Genomic DNA, 19,015 nt, shown 5'->3' with positions numbered 1-19,015 from the left:
AAGAGAGAATTGCATCCACTGCGAGAATCAAATGCCCACAACTCACATCCTGAAGGACTTGAACGCCGCAACCATGGCGGAGAATGGCGCGCCCTATGGGGTGATCGAGTCAGCAGCGATTGTGATCGAAGGCAATAAAATCGCATGGGTTGGGCCGCAGGCTGCATTGCCTGATAGCTATGCCGGGTTGTCTGAGACGTCTTTCGCCGGGCGCCTGGTGACGCCCGCTCTGATCGACTGCCACACGCATGTCGTCCACGGCGGCCACCGCGCGGTCGAGTTCGAGATGCGCTTGAATGGGGCGAGCTATGAAGAGGTTGCGCGCGCCGGTGGCGGCATAATCTCAACGGTAACGGCCACGCGTGATGCCAGTTTGGATGACCTGATCGCTCAGGCGCTGCCGCGTGTGGATGCGATGCTGGCCGAAGGTGTCTCGGTAATCGAGGTGAAATCCGGTTACGGCTTGGATCGCGAGACCGAATTGAACATGCTGCGCGCCGCGCGTGCTCTGCAAGACCACCGTCCGGTGCGGGTTGTAACCAGTTTTCTTGGCGCCCATGCGGTGCCGGCGGAGTACAAGGGCAATCCGGACGCATATATAAGTGAGATTTGCATTCCAACTCTGCGCGCCGCCCATGCCGAGGGGCTGGTTGATGCCGTGGATGCCTTCTGCGAAGGGATTGCCTTTTTGCCCGGCCAACTCGTGCCGTTGTTTGATGTGGCGCGTGAGCTTGGCTTGCCGATCAAACTGCACGCCGAACAGCTGTCCAATTTAGGCGGTGCAAAGCTGGCGGCCAGCTATGACGCGCTGTCAGCGGATCATATCGAGTATCTCGATGATGAGGGCGCAGCGGCGATGGCGCGCGCGGGCACGGTTGGTGTGATCCTGCCTGGTGCTTTCTATACCCTGCGCGAAACGCAATCTCCGCCCATTGAGCTGCTGCGCAAGAACAAGGTCCCGATGGCTTTGGCGACGGATTGTAATCCGGGTTCTGCCCCAATGACCTCTCTGCTCTTGGCAATGAACATGGGCTGCACCCTGTTCCGTATGACACCCGAAGAGGCGCTGAAAGGCGTGACCCTCAACGCGGCCCGCGCGCTGGGTTTGCGCGATTGCGGCCAGATCGCAACTGGCATGCGCGCTGATCTGGCGATTTGGAACGTCACTCACCCGGCCGAGCTATCTTATCGCATCGGCTACAACCCGCTACACACTCGCATTTTCGGAGGCGCAGTTTGACCACCCTGACCCGTACACCCGGCGCTGTTTCGCTGGCGCAGTTGGAGCAGGTGTTCCGAGACGAATGCGCCGTGCAGCTGGACCCGGCCTGCCATCCCGGCATTCAGGCTGCCCACGCGCGCATTGCGGATGCCGCTGCGGGTGAGGCGGCAGTCTACGGCGTGAACACGGGCTTCGGCAAACTTGCCAGTGTCAAGATCGCGGCCGAGGATACGGCGACCCTGCAACGAAATTTGATCCTGTCGCATTGCTGCGGTGTCGGCCCAGCGATCCCGCGGGCACATGCGCGGTTGATGATGGTCCTGAAATTGCTCAGCCTCGGGCGCGGAGCATCGGGCGTGCGGCTGGAATTGATCACGCTGCTTGAAGCCATGCTGGCCAAGGGCGTCACCCCTGTGATCCCCGCGCAGGGCTCGGTCGGGGCCTCTGGTGATCTGGCGCCGCTGTCCCATATGGCCGCTGTCATGATGGGCGCGGGTGAAGCTGAATATGGAGGCAAGGTCATGCCGGGGTCTGAGGCGCTGGCGGAAGCTGGCCTGACGCCTGTGGAGCTTGGCCCGAAAGAGGGCCTGGCGCTGATCAACGGCACCCAGTTTTCGACCGCTTTTGCTTTGGCGGGCCTGTTTGGGGCATGGCAAGCGGCCCAGTGCGCGCTGGTTACTTCGGCGCTGACCACGGACGCTATCATGGGATCCACGGCACCGTTGCAGCCTGAAATCCACAGCCTCCGCGGCCATCGCGGCCAGATTGAAGCCGCAGCCACCATGCGCGCCCTGCTGGCCGGATCGGTGATCCGCGAAAGCCACCGCGACGGCGATACCCGCGTGCAGGACCCGTATTGCATCCGCTGCCAACCACAGGTCGTCGGTGCGGCAATGGACGTGATCCGACAAGCTGCCACGACGCTTGAGCTTGAGGCGAACGCCGCCACCGACAACCCTCTGGTTCTGTCCGAGGCCGGGCTGATCGTCTCGGGCGGTAACTTTCACGCCGAACCGGTTGGGTTCGCCGCCGATATGATCGCGCTGGCTGTGGCCGAGATCGGAGCCATCGCCCAACGCCGCATCGCGCTGATCGTGGACCCCGTCCTCAGCTTTGATCTGCCGCCGTTCCTGACCCCCAATCCCGGGCTGAACTCGGGCCTGATGATTGCCGAGGTCACAACGGCGGCTTTGATGAGCGAAAACAAACATCTCGCCAATCCCTGCGTGACGGATTCGACGCCGACCTCGGCCAATCAGGAGGACCATGTCTCAATGGCGGCCCATGGCGCGCGGCGTCTGGGTCAGATGGTCACCAATCTGGAGCGTATTCTGGGGGTCGAACTGCTCTGCGCCACGCAGGGGATCGAATTCCGCGCGCCATTGCCCACTAGTGAGACGCTACAAGGCGTGATGGCCCGGTTACGCGCTGTGGTGCCGCCTTTGGGGGAAGACCGCTATACCGCGCCGGATATTGAGGCAGCCTCGACCCTGATTTCCAGTGGTGAGATCGCGCATAGCACACGTGTTGCCATGCCGGAGCTGGGCGCGTGACGGATCCGGTTGAGGTCACCCGTGGCGATAGCCCCATCGTTCTGGGTCTGCCCCATACGGGCACTCACGTACCGCCAGAGGTTCAAGCCAAGCTGAACGCGAGGGGCAGGACGCTGACGGATACGGATTGGCATATCCACACGCTCTACGACGGGTTGCTGCCCGGGGCGACGACGGTCCGCGGGACCTTCCACCGCTACGTGATTGATGCCAATCGCGATCCGTCGGGCGTGTCTCTCTATCCCGGTCAGAATACGACTACACTGGTTCCGCTGACCGATTTCGATGGGAATGGAATCTGGGATCAGCCGCCATCCGACAAAGGCATCGCAGATCGCCTCGCCGCGTTTCACGCGCCTTACCATGCAGCGCTAAACGCCGAATTGGATCGGGTTAGGGCGATCCACGGCATTGCGGTCCTCTATGACTGCCACTCGATCCGCAGCACCATTCCATTTCTGTTTGACGGAGTTTTGCCCGATATGAATCTGGGCACAAACAACGGCACGACCTGCGCACCCGAGATCGAGTCAGCGGCCCATGAGTTTGCCGCCTCATCACCCTACAGCACTGTTTTGAACGGGCGGTTCAAAGGGGGGTGGACGACGCGCCACTATGGTCGCCCGTCCGAGGGTCTCCACGCCATTCAGATGGAACTGGCGCAATCTACCTACCTGACAACCGAGCGCCCGCCATGGTCCTATGACGACCGCAAAGCCGACCGTCTGCGCCGCTGGCTATTCGATATTCTGGACGCCGTCCAAGAAACTGCATTGGAGCTTGCATCATGACCGACCCTCGCAAGAACACCCGCGACATCTATCCGCCCACCGGCCCGGAGCTGAACACCAAAAGCTGGATGACTGAAGCGCCGCTGCGGATGTTGATGAACAACTTGCATCCGGACGTGGCCGAAAACCCGCATGAGTTGGTCGTTTACGGCGGCATCGGGCGCGCGGCCCGGACTTGGAATGATTTTGATACGATTGTTGCCAGCCTCAAGGATTTGGAAGAAGACGAGACATTGGTTGTACAATCCGGCAAACCTGTCGCCATTGTGCGGACGCATACGGATGCGCCACGGGTGCTGATCGCGAACTCCAACCTCGTGCCGCATTGGGCCAACTGGGATCACTTCAACGAGCTCGATAAGAAGGGCCTGATGATGTACGGCCAAATGACCGCTGGCTCGTGGATATATATCGGCACGCAAGGTATCGTGCAGGGCACCTACGAAACCTTTGCGGAGGCCGGACGTCAGCACTACGGCGGCGACCTGACCGGAAAGTGGATTCTGACCGGCGGTTTGGGCGGCATGGGCGGCGCGCAGCCCTTGGCCGCGGTCTTTGCCGGGGCGTGCTGTTTGGCGGTCGAGTGCAACCCTGATAGTATCGAATTCCGCCTTCGCACCAAGTATCTGGACGAAAAGGCCGAAACGCTGGACGAGGCGCTTGAGATGATCGACCGCTGGACCAAGGCGGGTGAGGCGAAATCGGTCGGCCTGCTGGGCAATGCGGCAGAGATCTTCCCCGAAATCTACCGCCGGATGCAGGCCGGTGGCATGCGCCCCGATATCGTCACCGACCAGACCAGCGCCCATGACCCGGTCAACGGCTACCTGCCGCTGGGCTGGACCATGGCGCAGTGGAAGGACAAGCGCGAAAGCGATCCAAAAGCGGTGGAAACCGCAGCGCGCGCCTCAATGAAACAACATGTTGCTGCGATGGTCGATTTCTGGAACGCGGGCGTGCCAACGCTGGATTACGGCAACAACATTCGCCAAGTGGCGCAGGACGAAGGGCTTGAGAACGCCTTTGCCTTCCCCGGTTTCGTGCCCGCCTATATTCGCCCTCTGTTTTGCCGCGGGGTCGGCCCATTCCGTTGGTGCGCCCTTTCCGGTGACCCAAAGGATATCTATAAAACCGATGCCAAGATGAAAGAGCTGTTCCCCGAGAACACCCATTTGCACAACTGGCTCGACATGGCGCAGGAGCGTATCGCCTTCCAAGGCCTGCCCGCACGGATCTGCTGGATCGGTCTTGGGGATCGTCACAAGGCCGGGCTGGCCTTCAACGAAATGGTCCGCAACGGAGAACTAAAAGCCCCGGTTGTCATTGGTCGGGATCACCTCGACAGCGGGTCCGTCGCCTCGCCCAACCGTGAGACCGAGGCGATGAAGGACGGCTCGGACGCTGTTTCGGACTGGCCGTTGCTGAATGCGCTGGTGAATACGGCTTCGGGCGCCACATGGGTGTCTTTGCATCATGGCGGTGGGGTCGGCATGGGCTTTAGCCAACATGCGGGCGTGGTCATTTGCGCCGATGGTACCGATGCAGCGGCCAAACGGCTGGAGCGGGTTTTGTGGAACGACCCGGCCTCGGGCGTGTGGCGTCACGCGGATGCGGGGTATGAGGATGCCAAGGCTTGTGCCCGCGAACACGGGCTGCGGTTGCCGGGTATTCTGGGATAGACCTCGGTCAGCGATCAGCGAATTGATGCGTCATATTGAACTTGTGATGCATGCCGGGTTGCGTCGTGACATTTTGTAGATAATAAACTCGACGCAACGCAAGCTGCCGAAAGTTTTATAGATAAAATGATCATCCCTCATTCCGGCTGGACCAAAAAATCCGCGCAAGCTGTTCATGATCTTCCGCTGATGGATCTGTTGTTCCGGGCGCAAACCGTCCATCGTGAGCATTTCGACCCCAACAAAATCCAGACCTCGAAACTGCTGTCGATCAAAACCGGAGGCTGCGCCGAGGATTGCGCCTATTGCTCGCAATCGGCCCGCAACGGCTCAACCCTGCCTGCCTCCAAACTGATCGAGGTGCAGCGTGTTCTGGCCGAGGCCAAGAAGGCCAAGGATGGCGGCGCGACGCGGTTCTGCATGGGGGCCGCCTGGCGTGAGCCCAAGGCGCGCGACATGGCAGCTCTGGTCGCGATGGTCGAAGGAGTCAAGGCCATGGGGATGGAGACCTGCATGACGTTGGGCATGCTGGACGACACACAGGTCGTGCAGCTGCGCGATGCAGGCCTTGACTACTACAACCACAATATCGACACGTCCGAGCGCTACTACTCCGAGGTCATCACAACCCGGACCTTCGCCGACCGGATCGATACGATGAACCGGGTGCAAGAAGCAGGAATCAAGGTGTGTTCCGGCGGCGTTCTGGGCATGGGTGAGCATACGGGCGACCGCATCGATATGCTGCTGACGCTGGCCAATATGCAGCCGGCGCCGGATTCGGTTCCGATCAACATGCTGATGCCGCAGGCCGACACACCCTTGGCCGATGCCGAGCCAATCGACCCGATTGACTTCGTGCGCATCATCGCGACGGCGCGTATCCTGATGCCAACCTCTTACGTTCGCCTGTCCGCTGGCCGCAGCGAGATGAGCGACGAGATGCAGGCGATGTGTTTCTTCGCCGGTGCGAACTCGATCTTCGTGGGTGAAACGCTGCTGACGGCCGAAAACCCCGAAGAGGATACCGATATGGTCCTGTTTGCCAAACTTGGTCTACAGGCCGAGAAAGCCGGCGATCAGGCGGGCCAGGAAGCCGCTGAATGAAGGCTGCTGCTCGGCTCGGATCCATGCTCGACACCTTGCAGGCCCGGCATCGCCGCCGGGTCCTGACACCTGCGTCGGGATTGGATTTCGCGTCGAATGATTATCTGGGCCTCGCCGGATCGCAGCTTCTACAGGAGGCCGCGCAAGAGGCTGTGGCGCGCGGTGTTCCGGTTGGCTCTGGAGGCTCTCGGCTATTGCGCGGCAATCACGCCGAGCATGAAGCGCTGGAGGCCGAGGCAGCCACCTTTTTCGGGGCCGAGGCTGCCTTGTTCATGGGTGGCGGGTTTCAGGCCAATCAGGCGATTTTCTCAACCCTTCCTGCGGCCGAGGATTTGGTTCTCTATGACGCTCTGGTCCACGCCAGCGCGCATGAAGGCATGCGCTCTTGCCGGGCCGATCTGCGTTCGTTTCGGCACAATGATGTCGGCGACGCGCGTGAAAAGGCGCGGCAGTGGCGGGCCGAGGGCGGCGCGGGCCAAATTTGGATCGCAGTTGAGAGCGTCTATTCGATGGAAGGGGATCTGGCCCCTCTGACCGATCTGGCGGGTTTGGCGCGGGAACAGGACGCCGCTTTGGTGGTCGACGAAGCCCATGCGACCGGCGTCTTCGGGCCTCAGGGACGGGGGCTGGCGCATGACCTCGACTGTCCTCTGTTGACGCTGCACACCTGCGGCAAAGGTCTGGGCGTTGCCGGAGGGTTGATCTGCGGCCCAAAAGTCATGATCGACACGCTGATCAACCGCGCACGCCCCTTCATCTTTGCCACCGCGCCGTCGCCTCTGAATGCTGCTTTGGTTCGTGCGGCCCTCGCGGCGCTGGCTACTCAGACAGGTCTGGTCGACGCTGCCCAGCAGCGCATTGGCCATGCCCATGATGCGGCGCGCGCAATTGGGATACCCGAGGCTGCGCTGAACAGTCAGATCATTCCGATCATTCTGGGTGATGATGCGCGCACGATGACGATGGCTCAGGGCTTGCAAACGCAAGGGTTCGACGTCAGGGGCATCCGCCCGCCAACCGTACCGCGCGGGACGTCGCGCTTGCGGATTTCCATCACCGGCAATGTCGATCGCGCCGATATCTCGGCCCTGTTCAACGCCTTGGCCGCATATCAATCGGAGGCCGCATGAGCGCGCTGATCATCACCGGAACCGACACCGGCGTCGGCAAGACTGTATTCTCCGCCGGTCTGACGGCCGCCCTTGGAGCCACCTATTGGAAACCGGTGCAATCCGGGCTTGAGGATGCAACCGACACCGACGTCGTGCGCACCCTGTCGGGGGCCGAGGTGCTGCCTGAGGCGTATCGCCTGAACATGCCAGCTTCGCCGCATCTGTCCGCCGAGGATATGGGGGTCGAGATCGACCTTGCCCAACTGGCATTGCCGCGGGGCGAAGGCCCTCTGGTCGTTGAAGGGGCAGGGGGGGTGATGGTCCCTCTGAACCGGCAGGTGTTCTATCTGGACCTCTTCGCGCAGTGGAAAGCCCCGGTGGTTCTAGTTGCGCGCACCGCGCTTGGCACGATCAACCACACGGCTTTGTCCCTGATGGCATTGCGCAATGCGAGGTGCGATGTCGTTGGCGTTGCCTTCGTTGGCGACCCTGAGCCGGATGTCGAACAGACCATCGCACAGATGTGCAAGGTGCGGCATTTGGGGCGTATACCCTATCTCTCGGACCTGACCCGTGAAAACCTGGCCGATGCGTTCCAAAACATCGACCTTGATGCGATCCGGAGGGCTCTATGACCCCGCTGGAATTTGACGCCCGCCACCTGTGGCACCCCTACACTCACGTGCTGGATCCCGGCCCGATGCATCTGATCACCGGCTCCGAGGGCGTCTGGCTGACGCGTGAGGACGGCGGGCAGATGATCGACGCCATGTCATCCTGGTGGTGTACCGTTCACGGCCATCGTCACCCGGCCATTATCGAGGCGATGCAGGCCCAACTGGCGCAACTGCCGCATGTCATGTTCGGGGGCCTGACACACGCGCCTGCGGTCGAGCTGGGTCGCAGGCTGATCGGAATGCTGCCCGAGGGTCTGGATCGCATCTTCTACAGTGACAGCGGCTCGGTCGCCATCGAAGTCGCGCTGAAAATGGCGGTGCAGTACCAGATCGCCAAAGGCCGCGGCGCGCGGTCAGAGTTCGCCACCATCCGGGGCGGTTATCACGGCGACACGTGGAAAGCGATGAGCGTTTGCGACCCGGTGAACGGGATGCACGGGCTGTTCAAGGGCGCTCTGTCCATCCAGCATTTTCTGCCGCGTCCGACCATCCGGTTCGATCAGGACTGGTCGGAGGATGGCGCCGAAAACGGGTTGATGGCGCTCGAACAGCTTTTGGAGGAAAAAGGCGATAGGATCGCAGGGCTGATCCTGGAGCCTGTCGTGCAGGGTGCGGGTGGCATGTATTTCTGCCACCCGAACTGGCTGAAGGGGGCACGGGCGCTGTGTGACGCGTATGATGTTCTCCTGATTTTCGATGAAATCGCCACGGGCTTTGGCCGCAGTGGCGAGCTGTTTGCCATGGATCACGCGGGCGTGGTGCCCGACATCCTGTGCCTCGGCAAAGCCCTGACCGGAGGGCACATCACACTGGCCGCCACCATCGCGACCGAGGCGGTTGCGCAGGGCATCGGCGAAAGTGAGGCCGGTGTGCTGATGCATGGCCCGACCTATATGGCCAACCCTCTGGCCTGCGCCGCAGGTGTTGCCAGCCTCGATCAGTTGGTCCAACGCGACTGGCGGGCCGAGGTCACAGGGATTGCGCAACAGATGCAGGACGAACTCGCTCCGGCTCGTGACTTGCCCGGTGTTGTGGATGTGCGGGTTCTGGGCGCCATTGGCGTGATCGAGATGAAAGACCGTGTCGACCCCGCCGTGGCCCATGGCCTCGCCCCCAAAACCGGCGTCTGGTTGCGTCCGTTTGGCCACAATATCTATTGCATGCCGCCCTACATCATCTCGCCAGATGAGCTGAGCCGCGTCACCGCGGCCATGGTCGATCTCGCCGGAGGGGCTGGATGAGGCATCGCTGGCTGGCACGTTCGAATAACCCCGATCTGATCCTCGTCTTCGGGGGGTGGGCGTTGGGTCCTGCGCCATTCTCTGGCCTCACAGGTGGGGAAAATGTTCTGTTCGTTGAGGGTTATACCCGGCTGGATGACCCGCTGCCGGACTTGTCGCGGTTCGACCGTGTGAATTTGCTGGCCTTCTCTTTCGGCGTCGCCTCAGCCGCGCATTGGCTGAACCAAACGGGGATGCGCCCAGACCGCTTGGTTGCAGTCAGCGGCACGCTGAACCCTGCAAGTGTCGAGCATGGGATCGCTCCCGACATGATCCGAGCAACGGCGGATCAATTGTCTCTGGCCAGCTTTGCTAAATTCTGCCGCCGCGCGGGCGTGAACGGAGAGGTTCCCGAACTGGATATCCCATCCGCTCGGGCCGAGTTACTTGCGGTGATCGACCGTGGCCCAGCCGAAGATCCGGGTTTTGATCGTATTTGGATCCCCACCCGCGACCGTATCGTTCCTACCAACGCACAACAGGCCGCATGGGCCTCGCATGCTGATAGTATTCGAACTGTCGAAGGTCCTCATGTCCCGTTCCGCGCAGAGCAAAGCTGGGCGGAGTGGCTGGCATGACAGTGCAACTCTCGGACCGGGTTCAGCGTAGCTTCAGCCGTAGCTTTCAAAGCTATCACGACACGGCCTGCCAACAGGCTTGGGTGGCCCAGAAACTGGTGGAAGAGATGCGCCGACACGGTGCCCCGACCAAGTTTGAACGCGGATTTGAGTTGGGTTGCGGAACTGGGCATTTCACGCGACTTCTGTGTCAGGCTCACTGTTTTGAAGGCCTCACCCTGAATGATATCGCACCCGAAGCCCGCCATACCGCAGATGAACTGGGTGCGCAGTTTATATGCGGCGATGCGCGGCAGGTGATCTGGCCCGAGAGGGCCGATCTTTTTGCCTCGGCGTCGATGATCCAGTGGATGGAAGACCCACAGGCGTTTTTGGAACGAGCAGCGAGGTCTCTGGCGCCTGGCGGCTGGTTGGTGATTTCGGGCTTTGGGCCGCAACAATATAGGGAACTGAACCAAATCGGCACCTCGGCCCGTGCCCCCGGTTTGTGCGGCCCTGACCAGATGGCCGCCGCCGTTAGGGCGCATCTGGAGGTGCTTTCGACAGGCGAGGCCCTTCGTCCCTCGTACTTCGCCACCCCGCACCACGTTCTGCGCCATCTGCGTAAGACCGGCGTCAACGGGCGCGCGAAGAGTGTCTGGACCAAATCCACACTCGCCCTGTTCGAGGCAGAGTACACACGCCGGTTTCAGACCGAAAACGGCGTCTCTCTCAGCTATCATCCCGTCTGGATCGTCGCGCGCAAGCCGCAGGTCTGAGGCCTCGCGGTTAGTACCTCGCGTCCGTCTTTTCAGCGTTTGCAGGCACTCAGGCGCAGATTGTGAAATCTCATACCGAAACGTCGCAATGATCTGTTGCGTTCGCGGTCACAGGTCGCCACGGTAGCATTTGAGATTTTGGCGTTGCTGTGGCCCGCCATCAGGAAATTGAAGGAGGGGCAGAATGACCGCGACACTTACATTCGAACATCTCAAAACGCAGGTCTCAGCGGGTGAGGTAGACACCGTTCTGGTGTGCTTTGTTGACATGCAGGGCCGTCTGATGGGCAAGCGCTTTCACGCGGGTCATTTCGTGGCTGGCGCGTGGGAAGAAACCCATTGCTGCAACTACTTGCTGGCCACCGATCTTGAGATGGGCACACCGGATGGCTACGCCTCGACCAGTTGGGAGCGGGGGTATGGCGACTACGTCATGAAGCCCGATCTTGCGACCCTGCGCCCGGTTCCGTGGCTTGAGGGCACTGTGATGGTGATGTGCGATATTCTCGACCATCACACGCATGAAGAGGTGCCGCATGCGCCTCGGGCGATGTTGAAGGCGCAGGTCAACCGCTTGAAGGCCATGGGCTATGAGGCGATGTGTGCGACAGAGCTGGAGTTTTTCCTTTTTGAGAAGAGTTTTGACGAAATCCGCAAAAACGGCTTTCGCGATCTTGAGCCGATTTCCGGCTACAACGAGGATTATCATATCCTCCAGACCACCAAGGAAGAGCATGTGATGCGCCCGATCCGCAACCATTTGTGGGATGCGGGGATACCGGTTGAGAACTCGAAAGGTGAGGCCGAAACCGGGCAGGAAGAGCTGAACATCAAATACGCGCCTGCGATGGACACGGCCGAGTACCACTCGATCGCCAAGAATGCGGTGAAAGAGATCGCCTGGCAGCATGGTCATGCGGCAACGTTCCTGCCGAAATGGCATCACGACAAGGTCGGCAGTTCCAGCCATGTGCATCAATCCCTTTGGAAAGACGGCGCGCCTGCTTTCTATGAGGAAAATGATCCGCTGGGCATGTCGGATGTGATGAAAAGCTACTTGGCTGGCCTGTTGAAATACGCCCCAGACTACACGTATTTCATGGCGCCATGTATCAACAGTTACAAACGGTTCATGAAGGGTACCTTTGCGCCGACACGGATCATTTGGTCCGTAGACAACCGCACGGCTGGCTTCCGCCTTTGCGGCGATGGGACCAAGGCCATTCGGGTGGAATGTCGGATCCCCGGGTCAGACATGAACCCGTATCTGGTGATGGCTGGAATGCTGGCGGCGGGAATCGCCGGCATTGAAGAGAGACTAGAGTTGCGACCTGCGGCAACCGGTGACGTCTATCAGGGCGATACAGGGATGATCCCCGGCGACCTGGGCGCGGCATTGGGTGCTTTGCGTGGCTCAGCCATGTTGCGGGCCGCAATGGGTGATGAGGTGGTGGATCACTACGCTCGGGCCGCTGAGGTGGAAATCGAAGAGTTTGCGCGTGTTGTAACCGATTGGGAAGTTGCCCGAGGATTTGAGCGCGCGTAAAGGACGGGAGTGAGGGGCCAGCCCCTCACGCTCCCCGGGATATTTTTTAGCCAGATGAAGCAGGGATCCTGTTTATTCGGAAATGGAGTGACTATGGGGCAGATGTTGAAGTGTGTCTCGCCGATTGATGGGTCGGTTTTTGCGGAGCGGGAGGTGCTATCTCGGAACGCGGCGTTTGAAGCGGCGGCTCGGGCGCGCGCCGCGCGGTCGACTTGGGCGACGCGGTCCTTGCAGGAGCGGGTTGATCTGGTGATGGCCGGTGTGGCGGCTGTTGGTGCGATGAATGATGAGATCGTGCCGGAGCTTGCCCATATGATGGGTCGCCCTGTGCGCTATGGTGGTGAATTTGGTGGGTTTAATGAACGCGCCAGCCATATGTCGGGGATAGCCGAAAGCTCTCTCGCCGATATTGAGGTGGGTGAGGATGAGACATTTCGGCGGTACATCAAGCGCGTACCGCATGGGGTGGTCTTTGTGGTGGCCCCTTGGAACTATCCCTATATGACGGCGATCAACACGGTGGCTCCGGCGCTGATTGCCGGGAATACCGTGATCCTGAAACATGCCACCCAGACTTTGTTGGTGGGCGAGAGGATGGCGCAGGCGTTCCACGCGGCTGGTCTGCCCGAGGATGTGTTTCAGAATGTCTTCCTCAGCCACGATGTGACCAATGATCTGATTGCCGGAAATGCGTTGGATTTCGTGAACTTCACTGGCTCGGTCGGCGGCGGGCAGGCGATGGAACGTGCAGCCGCTGGCACCTTCACAGGCGTCGGGACCGAGCTTGGCGGAAAAGATCCGGGCTATGTGATGGAGGATGCCGATCTGGATGCCGCCGTGGATACTCTGATCGACGGGGCGATGTTCAATTCGGGTCAATGCTGTTGCGGGATTGAGCGGATTTATGTGCATGAGAGCCTGTATGACGATTTCGTTTCAAAGGCGGTTGAGATCGTGAAGGGCTACAAGCTGGGTAATCCTCTGGACCCTGAGACGACGCTGGGTCCGATGGCCAATGTGCGCTTTGCTGATGAGGTGCGCGCTCAGATTGCCGAGGCTGTAGCGGATGGCGCGATGGCCCATATTGAGACATTCCCCGAGGATGACGGTGGCGCCTATCTGACGCCTCAGATCCTCACCAATGTCACCCACGACATGCGCGTGATGCGGGATGAGAGTTTTGGGCCGGTCGTGGGGATTATGAAAGTGTCCTCGGACGAAGAGGCCATCGCTCTGATGAATGACAGCGAATTCGGCCTGACCGCCAGCCTGTGGACCCGTGACGTGGACCGGGCCGCGCGGGTGGGAGATCAGATCGAAACCGGCACTGTGTTCATGAACCGGGCGGATTATCTGGACCCGGGCCTGTGCTGGACCGGCTGCAAGAACACAGGGCGGGGTGGTGGCCTGTCGGTCATTGGCTATCACAACCTGACCCGTCCAAAATCCTACCATTTGAAGAAGGTAACATCATGAGCCTTGTTGGAAACTGGTCCTACCCGACCGCGATCAAATTCGGTGCTGGCCGCATTAAGGAACTGCCCGAGGCTTGTGCGGCGGCAGGGATGAAGCGCCCTCTGCTGGTGACGGACAAGGGGTTGGCGGATTTGCCGATCACCACGGCGACGTTGGATATTCTTGAGGCCGCCGGGCTGGGCCGCGGTCTGTTCAGCGATGTGGACCCGAACCCGAATGAAAAGAACCTCGATGCTGGTGTCGCGGCCTATAATTCGGGTGGGCATGACGGGGTGATTGCCTTCGGCGGCGGCTCGGGTTTGGATTTGGGTAAGATGGTTGCCTTTATGGCGGGTCAAACGCGGTCCGTTTGGGATTTTGAAGATATCGGTGATTGGTGGACCCGTGCTGATGAGGATGTGATTGCGCCGATCATTGCGGTGCCGACCACGGCCGGGACCGGGTCCGAGGTGGGGCGCGCCAGTGTGATCACCAATTCCGAGACCCACGCCAAGAAGATCATCTTTCACCCAAAGGTTCTGCCGACCGTGGTGATCTGTGACCCGGAACTGACCGTGGGCATGCCGAAATTCATCACAGCAGGCACAGGGCTGGACGCCTTTGCCCATTGTGTCGAGGCCTATTCCAGCCCGCATTACCACCCGATGAGCCAGGGCATCGCGCTTGAGGGGATGCGGTTGGTCAAAGATTATCTGCCGCGCGCTTATGCGGATGGCACTGATATAGAGGCGCGCGCGCAGATGATGAGCGCGGCGGCCATGGGGGCGACGGCGTTCCAAAAGGGGCTCGGCGCGATCCACGCCATGAGCCATCCGATTGGTGCGGTGTTCAACACCCATCACGGCACGACCAACGCGGTCTGCATGCCCGCTGTGCTGGAATTCAACGCACCCGCCATTGCGGGTCGGTTCCAGCAGGCTGCCGCTTATCTGGGGATCGAGGGCGGCTTCGACGGATTCTGTAACTTCGTGCAGGAGTTCAATAATGCGCTTGGGATCCCGCGTCAGTTGTCGGAACTGGGCGTGACTGAGGATCGTATTCCGGAACTGGTCGAAGGTGCGATCATTGACCCCTCCTGCGGGGGCAATCCGATTGAGCTGACGAAAGACAACCTGACGCAACTGTTCCACGCCGCGCTTTAGGTGAGACGGCCCGGCGGATTTCCTCGCCGGGCCTCTTAGGTGTTACTCAGCCGCCATGGCGCTGATCTCGGCCCGCGCCATCGCGACCCATTCCAGATCCTTGGTGTAACGCCATGCCAGATCGCCGTTTTCATCCATCGCGATCAGGTGCAGCCAGCGATTGTCGAACAGCTCTTTCACGGTTTCGTTACGTCTGAGGGTCTCGTTCATCGCCTCCCGTGGGGCCTCAATGATGACCGACAGCCGCAGCGGATCGTGCTGGAGCGCTTCTCCGTCATGCACAGATTGCCAGGGCAGACCGGGGCGCAGCGCGCCGCCATTTCCCTCGACCACGCCGATGCCGCCAACCACGTTGTGCAGCAGTTTGTTGCCGCCGCCAAACAGGCTGGGCGCAACGGTTGAGCCGTAGTACTGCAGGCTGATCCAGCTGGCGACTACGACCGGGGCGGTCATGATCAGTTCCAACACGCCAAAGCCCTCATCCGCGCGCCAGTCATAGCTGTGCAGGAAGGACTGACCCGCAAGACCCGTGCCATCGGTCCGAGACCGCGGCGCGGCAATGAAGGCGCGGCATCCGGCCAACCCCCATTCGGGGCGCAGCTCAGCCCAGTCGGTGGCGCGGCGGGCGATGTCATTGGCCCCCTTGGCACGCGGCAGACGCGCGGCGCGCTCGGACCGGGCCAGCTGTCCGGCCGAGGTCAGCCATGTTTTCAATTGCGCGATCTGCGCAGCCCACTGACCCGTCGCTTGATCCTGATCGAATAGAGAGACCTTATCGGTCGTAGTGTGGTGCATCGCCGCCAGAAACAGCGTGTCCGCCGGGATGTCGATCCCCTCGGCGCGCAGCCCTTCACGTACCGCATGATCGTTCAACAAACCGGCCAGAAGGCGGGCGCTGACGTCACCGGCATGACCGCCACATGCGCCACATTGCAGGGCGCTTTCATGGGGGTTGTTCGTCACATCCGCGCCATGACCGGCGAGCATCACGATACGAGCGAAGTTGCTAGTCAGAGACATCGCCCCAAGGATGGCTTTGGCCGAGGCAACACGTGTCGGCAGGTCGATCCCGTCGTCAAGCTTCGGCGCAGGGTCGAACTTTGCGGCCCCGTAGCCCTTGCCCAGAGCGTCGCGCAACAGTTTGCCCGCATAGACGGGACCCGTTGCCTCGACAAAGGCAAAAGACGAGACGGCGGCCAGTTTGAACCGGCCCCAGGCCCGTTTGGCCCGTGCGGTGTAACGGCGGTTCAAGTCGGCCTGCGCGCCCTCGGCCGCGTGGGAGCATACGTTCGGGTTCAACAGGACCGGCCCCCGTATCTCGGTCACGTCTGACCCGGCTGCCTTGTGGGCGCTGGCGAGGCCGAAGAAGCCAGCAAAACCAATGGTTTCAATCCCGCTGTCCTGGGATTCTAGCGCGCGGCGCAAGACTTCGGAGCGGACGTCGATGCAAAAGGCCGCTTGCACCTCGGGGCGGCCTTCGACCTTGCGCGGCTGACCTGCGCTGAGGGTTTGCGCCAGCTTGCGTTGTTGCGCGCGCTCCGAGGCGTCCTGTAGCATCGCGTCGATCACCAGATCGCGGGTCGGGGTGATGGGGGCCTCATGCTGGGCAATGGTTTCAGCCCAGCGATCGGCAATCTGATCGTGGTAGAGGCCAAACAGAGCCTCTTCGAACACCATGCGAATGGCCAGCAGTTCGGTTGTGCTCGTATCCGTCTGCCCTTCCAATTCGGCCTGCCACAGCAGATATCGGGCATATTGCGCCCAACCGCCCAGTGTCATCAGCCAACGATGGAATGCCGTGCTGGCCGCCTCTGGGGTGACACCCAGTGCCTCAGAGGCGCGGCCAATCGCCCGCCATTGCGAGCGGTTGGTGCCAGCCACGAAGGCTCCGAACCCTTTCAGGCCGTGGATTTCCGGGGTCAGATCGCGTGAGGCGAACTCGCGCCACGCGCTATAGGCACCGCCTGTGCGGTTGGGTTGCCACAGGGCCTGACCCTGATCGAAATGGCTGGCGGCCCAGGCCCCGATCCGTTCGTCAATCAGACCGGGCCAGTCGATGCCGGAAACCTCGGCAGCCAGATCGGCAACCGTGGGCAGAGGGGACAGCTTCGCGGTCTCGGACCCAAGCGCGGCTTGCAGATCTTCGAAACTGGGCGTGTCAAAGCGGCTTTCGACACTGGCGAGGGCATCCCGCAAATCGGCTTCGGTGATCTCTCCGCTTGCCAGCTTCTGCGCAAATGCAGTCCGGTCCGGCGTGATCCGGGTGCCCGCAACCCGTGCCAACCGGGCCGAGGTTACGGCCAGCGTCTCTTGCGTTTGTCCCAGAAACGGGTTCACTGCGACGTTGGAGGCAAGCGGGAACAGCGGCGGGATTTGACGCACCGCGTCATTGGCCAGCGCGACCAGTTCCAGAAGGGCTGCGGGATAGCTTTCGTGCTTCATATACATTTTGAGAAACCCCTCTTAAACAGTCTGGCGCTTGGACCATCCGTCCAGCAGCCGGTCAAAGATTGCGTTGGCATAGAGCCCGTTTGAAAGATGCACCCGAATGCCTGCCGCCGCCGGGTGCGAGGCCCAAAGCGGGAAGGTGGATTGCGCCAGAGCAACCGCGCCAAAGCTGATCAGGGCGAGAATGATCAACGTCCACTCCAACGGCCCGGGCGCAGGCGCTTCGGGCAAGGCGCCCTTGGTCAGATGCACGGCGATGATCTGCAAGACGAAGTAGCTGATTGAGGTTACGCCAGCATAGACAACAGTACGACGGGTCAACGCGCCGGGCGCGGCATCGGCAAAACCCTGCGCCAGCAGATAGGCGACGCCGAAGATCAGGATCACGCCAAGGGCAATGGCCTGAACGGATTTGCCGTCTACTCCGAAGGTCATGGCGACGATCCCGTAGATCAGGATGCCGGTGGCAAAGGCCAGCAACACGTTCCGCGCGCTTGGCACAGCGACTGGGCCGGGCCTGCGGATGGCTGCTACGTTGCGCACGGCCTCACCCGCGCTGAGGAAAGCGTGTGCTTTGTAAAGCGAATGCGCCACGATATGCAGCAGCGCCAGCGGGAACAGGGCCAGCCCGCATTGCATGATCATGAAGGCCATCTGCGCAATGGTCGACCACGCCAGCGAGGTCTTCACGGCCGGTTGCGTCAGCATCACCAGACCGCCGAACAGCGCGGTGAACCCACCCAGCATCACCAGCAGCGCCATGATGCCCGGTGCCGCCAGCATCACGTCGGCAAAGCGGATCAGCAGGAACCCTCCGGCGTTGATGACGCCCGCATGTAGCAGGGCCGAGACGGGGGTTGGGGCCTCCATCACCTCGGTCAGCCACCCGTGGACCGGGAACTGGGCCGAGGCCATGATGGCGGCCAGCGCGATCAGCAGGGCAGCGACGATGGTCAGCCCGTTAGGTTCTGCCGAAGACAGGATCGAGGCAATGTCCGTGGTGCCATAGGTTGCGATCAACAGGACCACCGCGAGGGCCAGCGCGCCTTCACTGATACGCGCCACAACAGCCTTTTTCCGCGCTGCCCGTCGGGCGGTAGTCCGCTCGGGGTAGAACAGTAGCAGCTGGTGCAGCAGCAGGCTGGTCGCAATCCACGCGGCAAGCAATTGGATCAGGTTGCCCGACATCACCAGCAACAGAACCGAGGCGAGTGTTGCTGACATCCAGCCGGTGAACGCACCCTGACGGGCCTCTCCATCCATATAGGTGGCCGAGTAGCGTAGAACGATCCATCCGATGAAGCTGACGAGAACCAGCATGATGGAGCTGACCGCATCAAGTCGCACGGAGAGGCCAACACCCCAGAACCCGATCAACCCCGAGGTGCCGGGGCCGTGAAGAACCAGCATCAGGGCCGACAGTGCGGCGCCTCCGAAAGCCGCCAATGCTGCCCATTCCGACAGTCTCGAGACATGGGTTGGACGCAGTCCCGGATTGCGGCTGGCATAGTAGGCCGATGCCAGCAGGATTAGTGGGCTAAGCAGGGGTAGAAACAGGTAGGTCATGATGGGCGTTCCTTGTGAGTCCAGCCTGATTTGGCCGGTTGAGCAGGACATATTGCGCATTCGTCTGTATGAAAAATACA

Annotated in this window: 15 protein-coding genes; 13 read left to right on the top strand and 2 right to left on the bottom strand. The window is 61.2% G+C overall.

Features of this window, described 5'->3' with window-relative positions:
• Positions 1-31: 31 nt before the first annotated feature.
• From hutI to ACR0IP_RS07810, 13 genes are all read left to right on the top strand, one after another.
• Positions 32-1,240, top strand: coding sequence for an imidazolonepropionase (gene hutI, locus ACR0IP_RS07870; RefSeq protein WP_480524822.1), 1,209 nt, complete (start codon positions 32-34; stop codon positions 1,238-1,240).
• Entirely contained in the window at positions 1,237-2,775 is a 1,539-nt protein-coding gene (hutH, locus tag ACR0IP_RS07865) for a histidine ammonia-lyase (protein ID WP_480524821.1), read from the top strand. The genes hutI and hutH overlap by 4 nt, the downstream gene beginning before the upstream one ends.
• Positions 2,772-3,566: an N-formylglutamate deformylase gene (gene hutG, locus ACR0IP_RS07860; RefSeq protein WP_170718505.1), complete on the top strand. Its 795-nt coding sequence runs from the start codon at positions 2,772-2,774 to the stop codon at positions 3,564-3,566. The genes hutH and hutG overlap by 4 nt, the downstream gene beginning before the upstream one ends.
• On the top strand, positions 3,563-5,245 hold the full coding sequence (gene hutU / locus ACR0IP_RS07855; protein ID WP_480524818.1) for a urocanate hydratase: 1,683 nt from the start codon (positions 3,563-3,565) through the stop codon (positions 5,243-5,245). The genes hutG and hutU overlap by 4 nt, the downstream gene beginning before the upstream one ends.
• Before the next feature lie 126 nt (positions 5,246-5,371).
• Positions 5,372-6,352, top strand: a complete 981-nt coding sequence (gene bioB, locus ACR0IP_RS07850; RefSeq protein WP_480524817.1) for a biotin synthase BioB — start codon at positions 5,372-5,374, stop codon at positions 6,350-6,352.
• Positions 6,349-7,482 carry an 8-amino-7-oxononanoate synthase gene (locus tag ACR0IP_RS07845; RefSeq protein WP_170690489.1) on the top strand — a complete coding sequence of 378 codons (1,134 nt, stop codon included), beginning with the start codon at positions 6,349-6,351 and terminating at the stop codon, positions 7,480-7,482. Before bioB ends, ACR0IP_RS07845 begins: the two co-directional genes overlap by 4 nt.
• On the top strand, positions 7,479-8,099 hold the full coding sequence (bioD, locus tag ACR0IP_RS07840; protein ID WP_170377370.1) for a dethiobiotin synthase: 621 nt from the start codon (positions 7,479-7,481) through the stop codon (positions 8,097-8,099). The genes ACR0IP_RS07845 and bioD overlap by 4 nt, the downstream gene beginning before the upstream one ends.
• On the top strand, positions 8,096-9,382 hold the full coding sequence (bioA, locus tag ACR0IP_RS07835; RefSeq protein WP_170377372.1) for an adenosylmethionine--8-amino-7-oxononanoate transaminase: 1,287 nt from the start codon (positions 8,096-8,098) through the stop codon (positions 9,380-9,382). Before bioD ends, bioA begins: the two co-directional genes overlap by 4 nt.
• The gene (locus ACR0IP_RS07830) at positions 9,379-9,999 is read left to right on the top strand and encodes a pimeloyl-ACP methyl esterase BioG family protein (protein ID WP_170377374.1); all 621 of its coding nucleotides are present in this window, start codon (positions 9,379-9,381) and stop codon (positions 9,997-9,999) included. The genes bioA and ACR0IP_RS07830 overlap by 4 nt, the downstream gene beginning before the upstream one ends.
• Entirely contained in the window at positions 9,996-10,757 is a 762-nt protein-coding gene (locus ACR0IP_RS07825) for a methyltransferase domain-containing protein (RefSeq protein WP_480524814.1), read from the top strand. Before ACR0IP_RS07830 ends, ACR0IP_RS07825 begins: the two co-directional genes overlap by 4 nt.
• A 184-nt stretch (positions 10,758-10,941) precedes the next feature.
• Positions 10,942-12,303, top strand: coding sequence for a glutamine synthetase family protein (locus ACR0IP_RS07820; RefSeq protein WP_480524813.1), 1,362 nt, complete (start codon positions 10,942-10,944; stop codon positions 12,301-12,303).
• A 93-nt stretch (positions 12,304-12,396) separates the two neighbouring features.
• On the top strand, positions 12,397-13,779 hold the full coding sequence (locus ACR0IP_RS07815) for an aldehyde dehydrogenase family protein (protein ID WP_480524811.1): 1,383 nt from the start codon (positions 12,397-12,399) through the stop codon (positions 13,777-13,779).
• Positions 13,776-14,921 (top strand): iron-containing alcohol dehydrogenase, encoded by a 1,146-nt coding sequence (locus tag ACR0IP_RS07810; RefSeq protein ID WP_170690500.1) that lies wholly within the window; start codon positions 13,776-13,778, stop codon positions 14,919-14,921. The genes ACR0IP_RS07815 and ACR0IP_RS07810 overlap by 4 nt, the downstream gene beginning before the upstream one ends.
• 42 nt (positions 14,922-14,963) lie before the next feature.
• On the opposite strand, the gene ACR0IP_RS07805 is transcribed toward ACR0IP_RS07810, so the two are convergent.
• Both ACR0IP_RS07805 and ACR0IP_RS07800 read right to left on the bottom strand, forming a co-directional pair.
• Positions 14,964-17,369 carry a YbcC family protein gene (locus ACR0IP_RS07805; protein WP_480524809.1) on the bottom strand — a complete coding sequence of 802 codons (2,406 nt, stop codon included), beginning with the start codon at positions 17,367-17,369 and terminating at the stop codon, positions 14,964-14,966.
• Positions 17,370-17,384: 15 nt separating this feature from the next.
• Positions 17,385-18,935, bottom strand: coding sequence for a proton-conducting transporter transmembrane domain-containing protein (locus tag ACR0IP_RS07800; protein ID WP_170690504.1), 1,551 nt, complete (start codon positions 18,933-18,935; stop codon positions 17,385-17,387).
• Positions 18,936-19,015 lie beyond the last annotated feature (80 nt).

The sequence above is a fragment of the Ruegeria sp. AL11 genome, from assembly GCF_056540865.1.
This window is presented reverse-complemented; position numbering and strand designations above follow the sequence as displayed.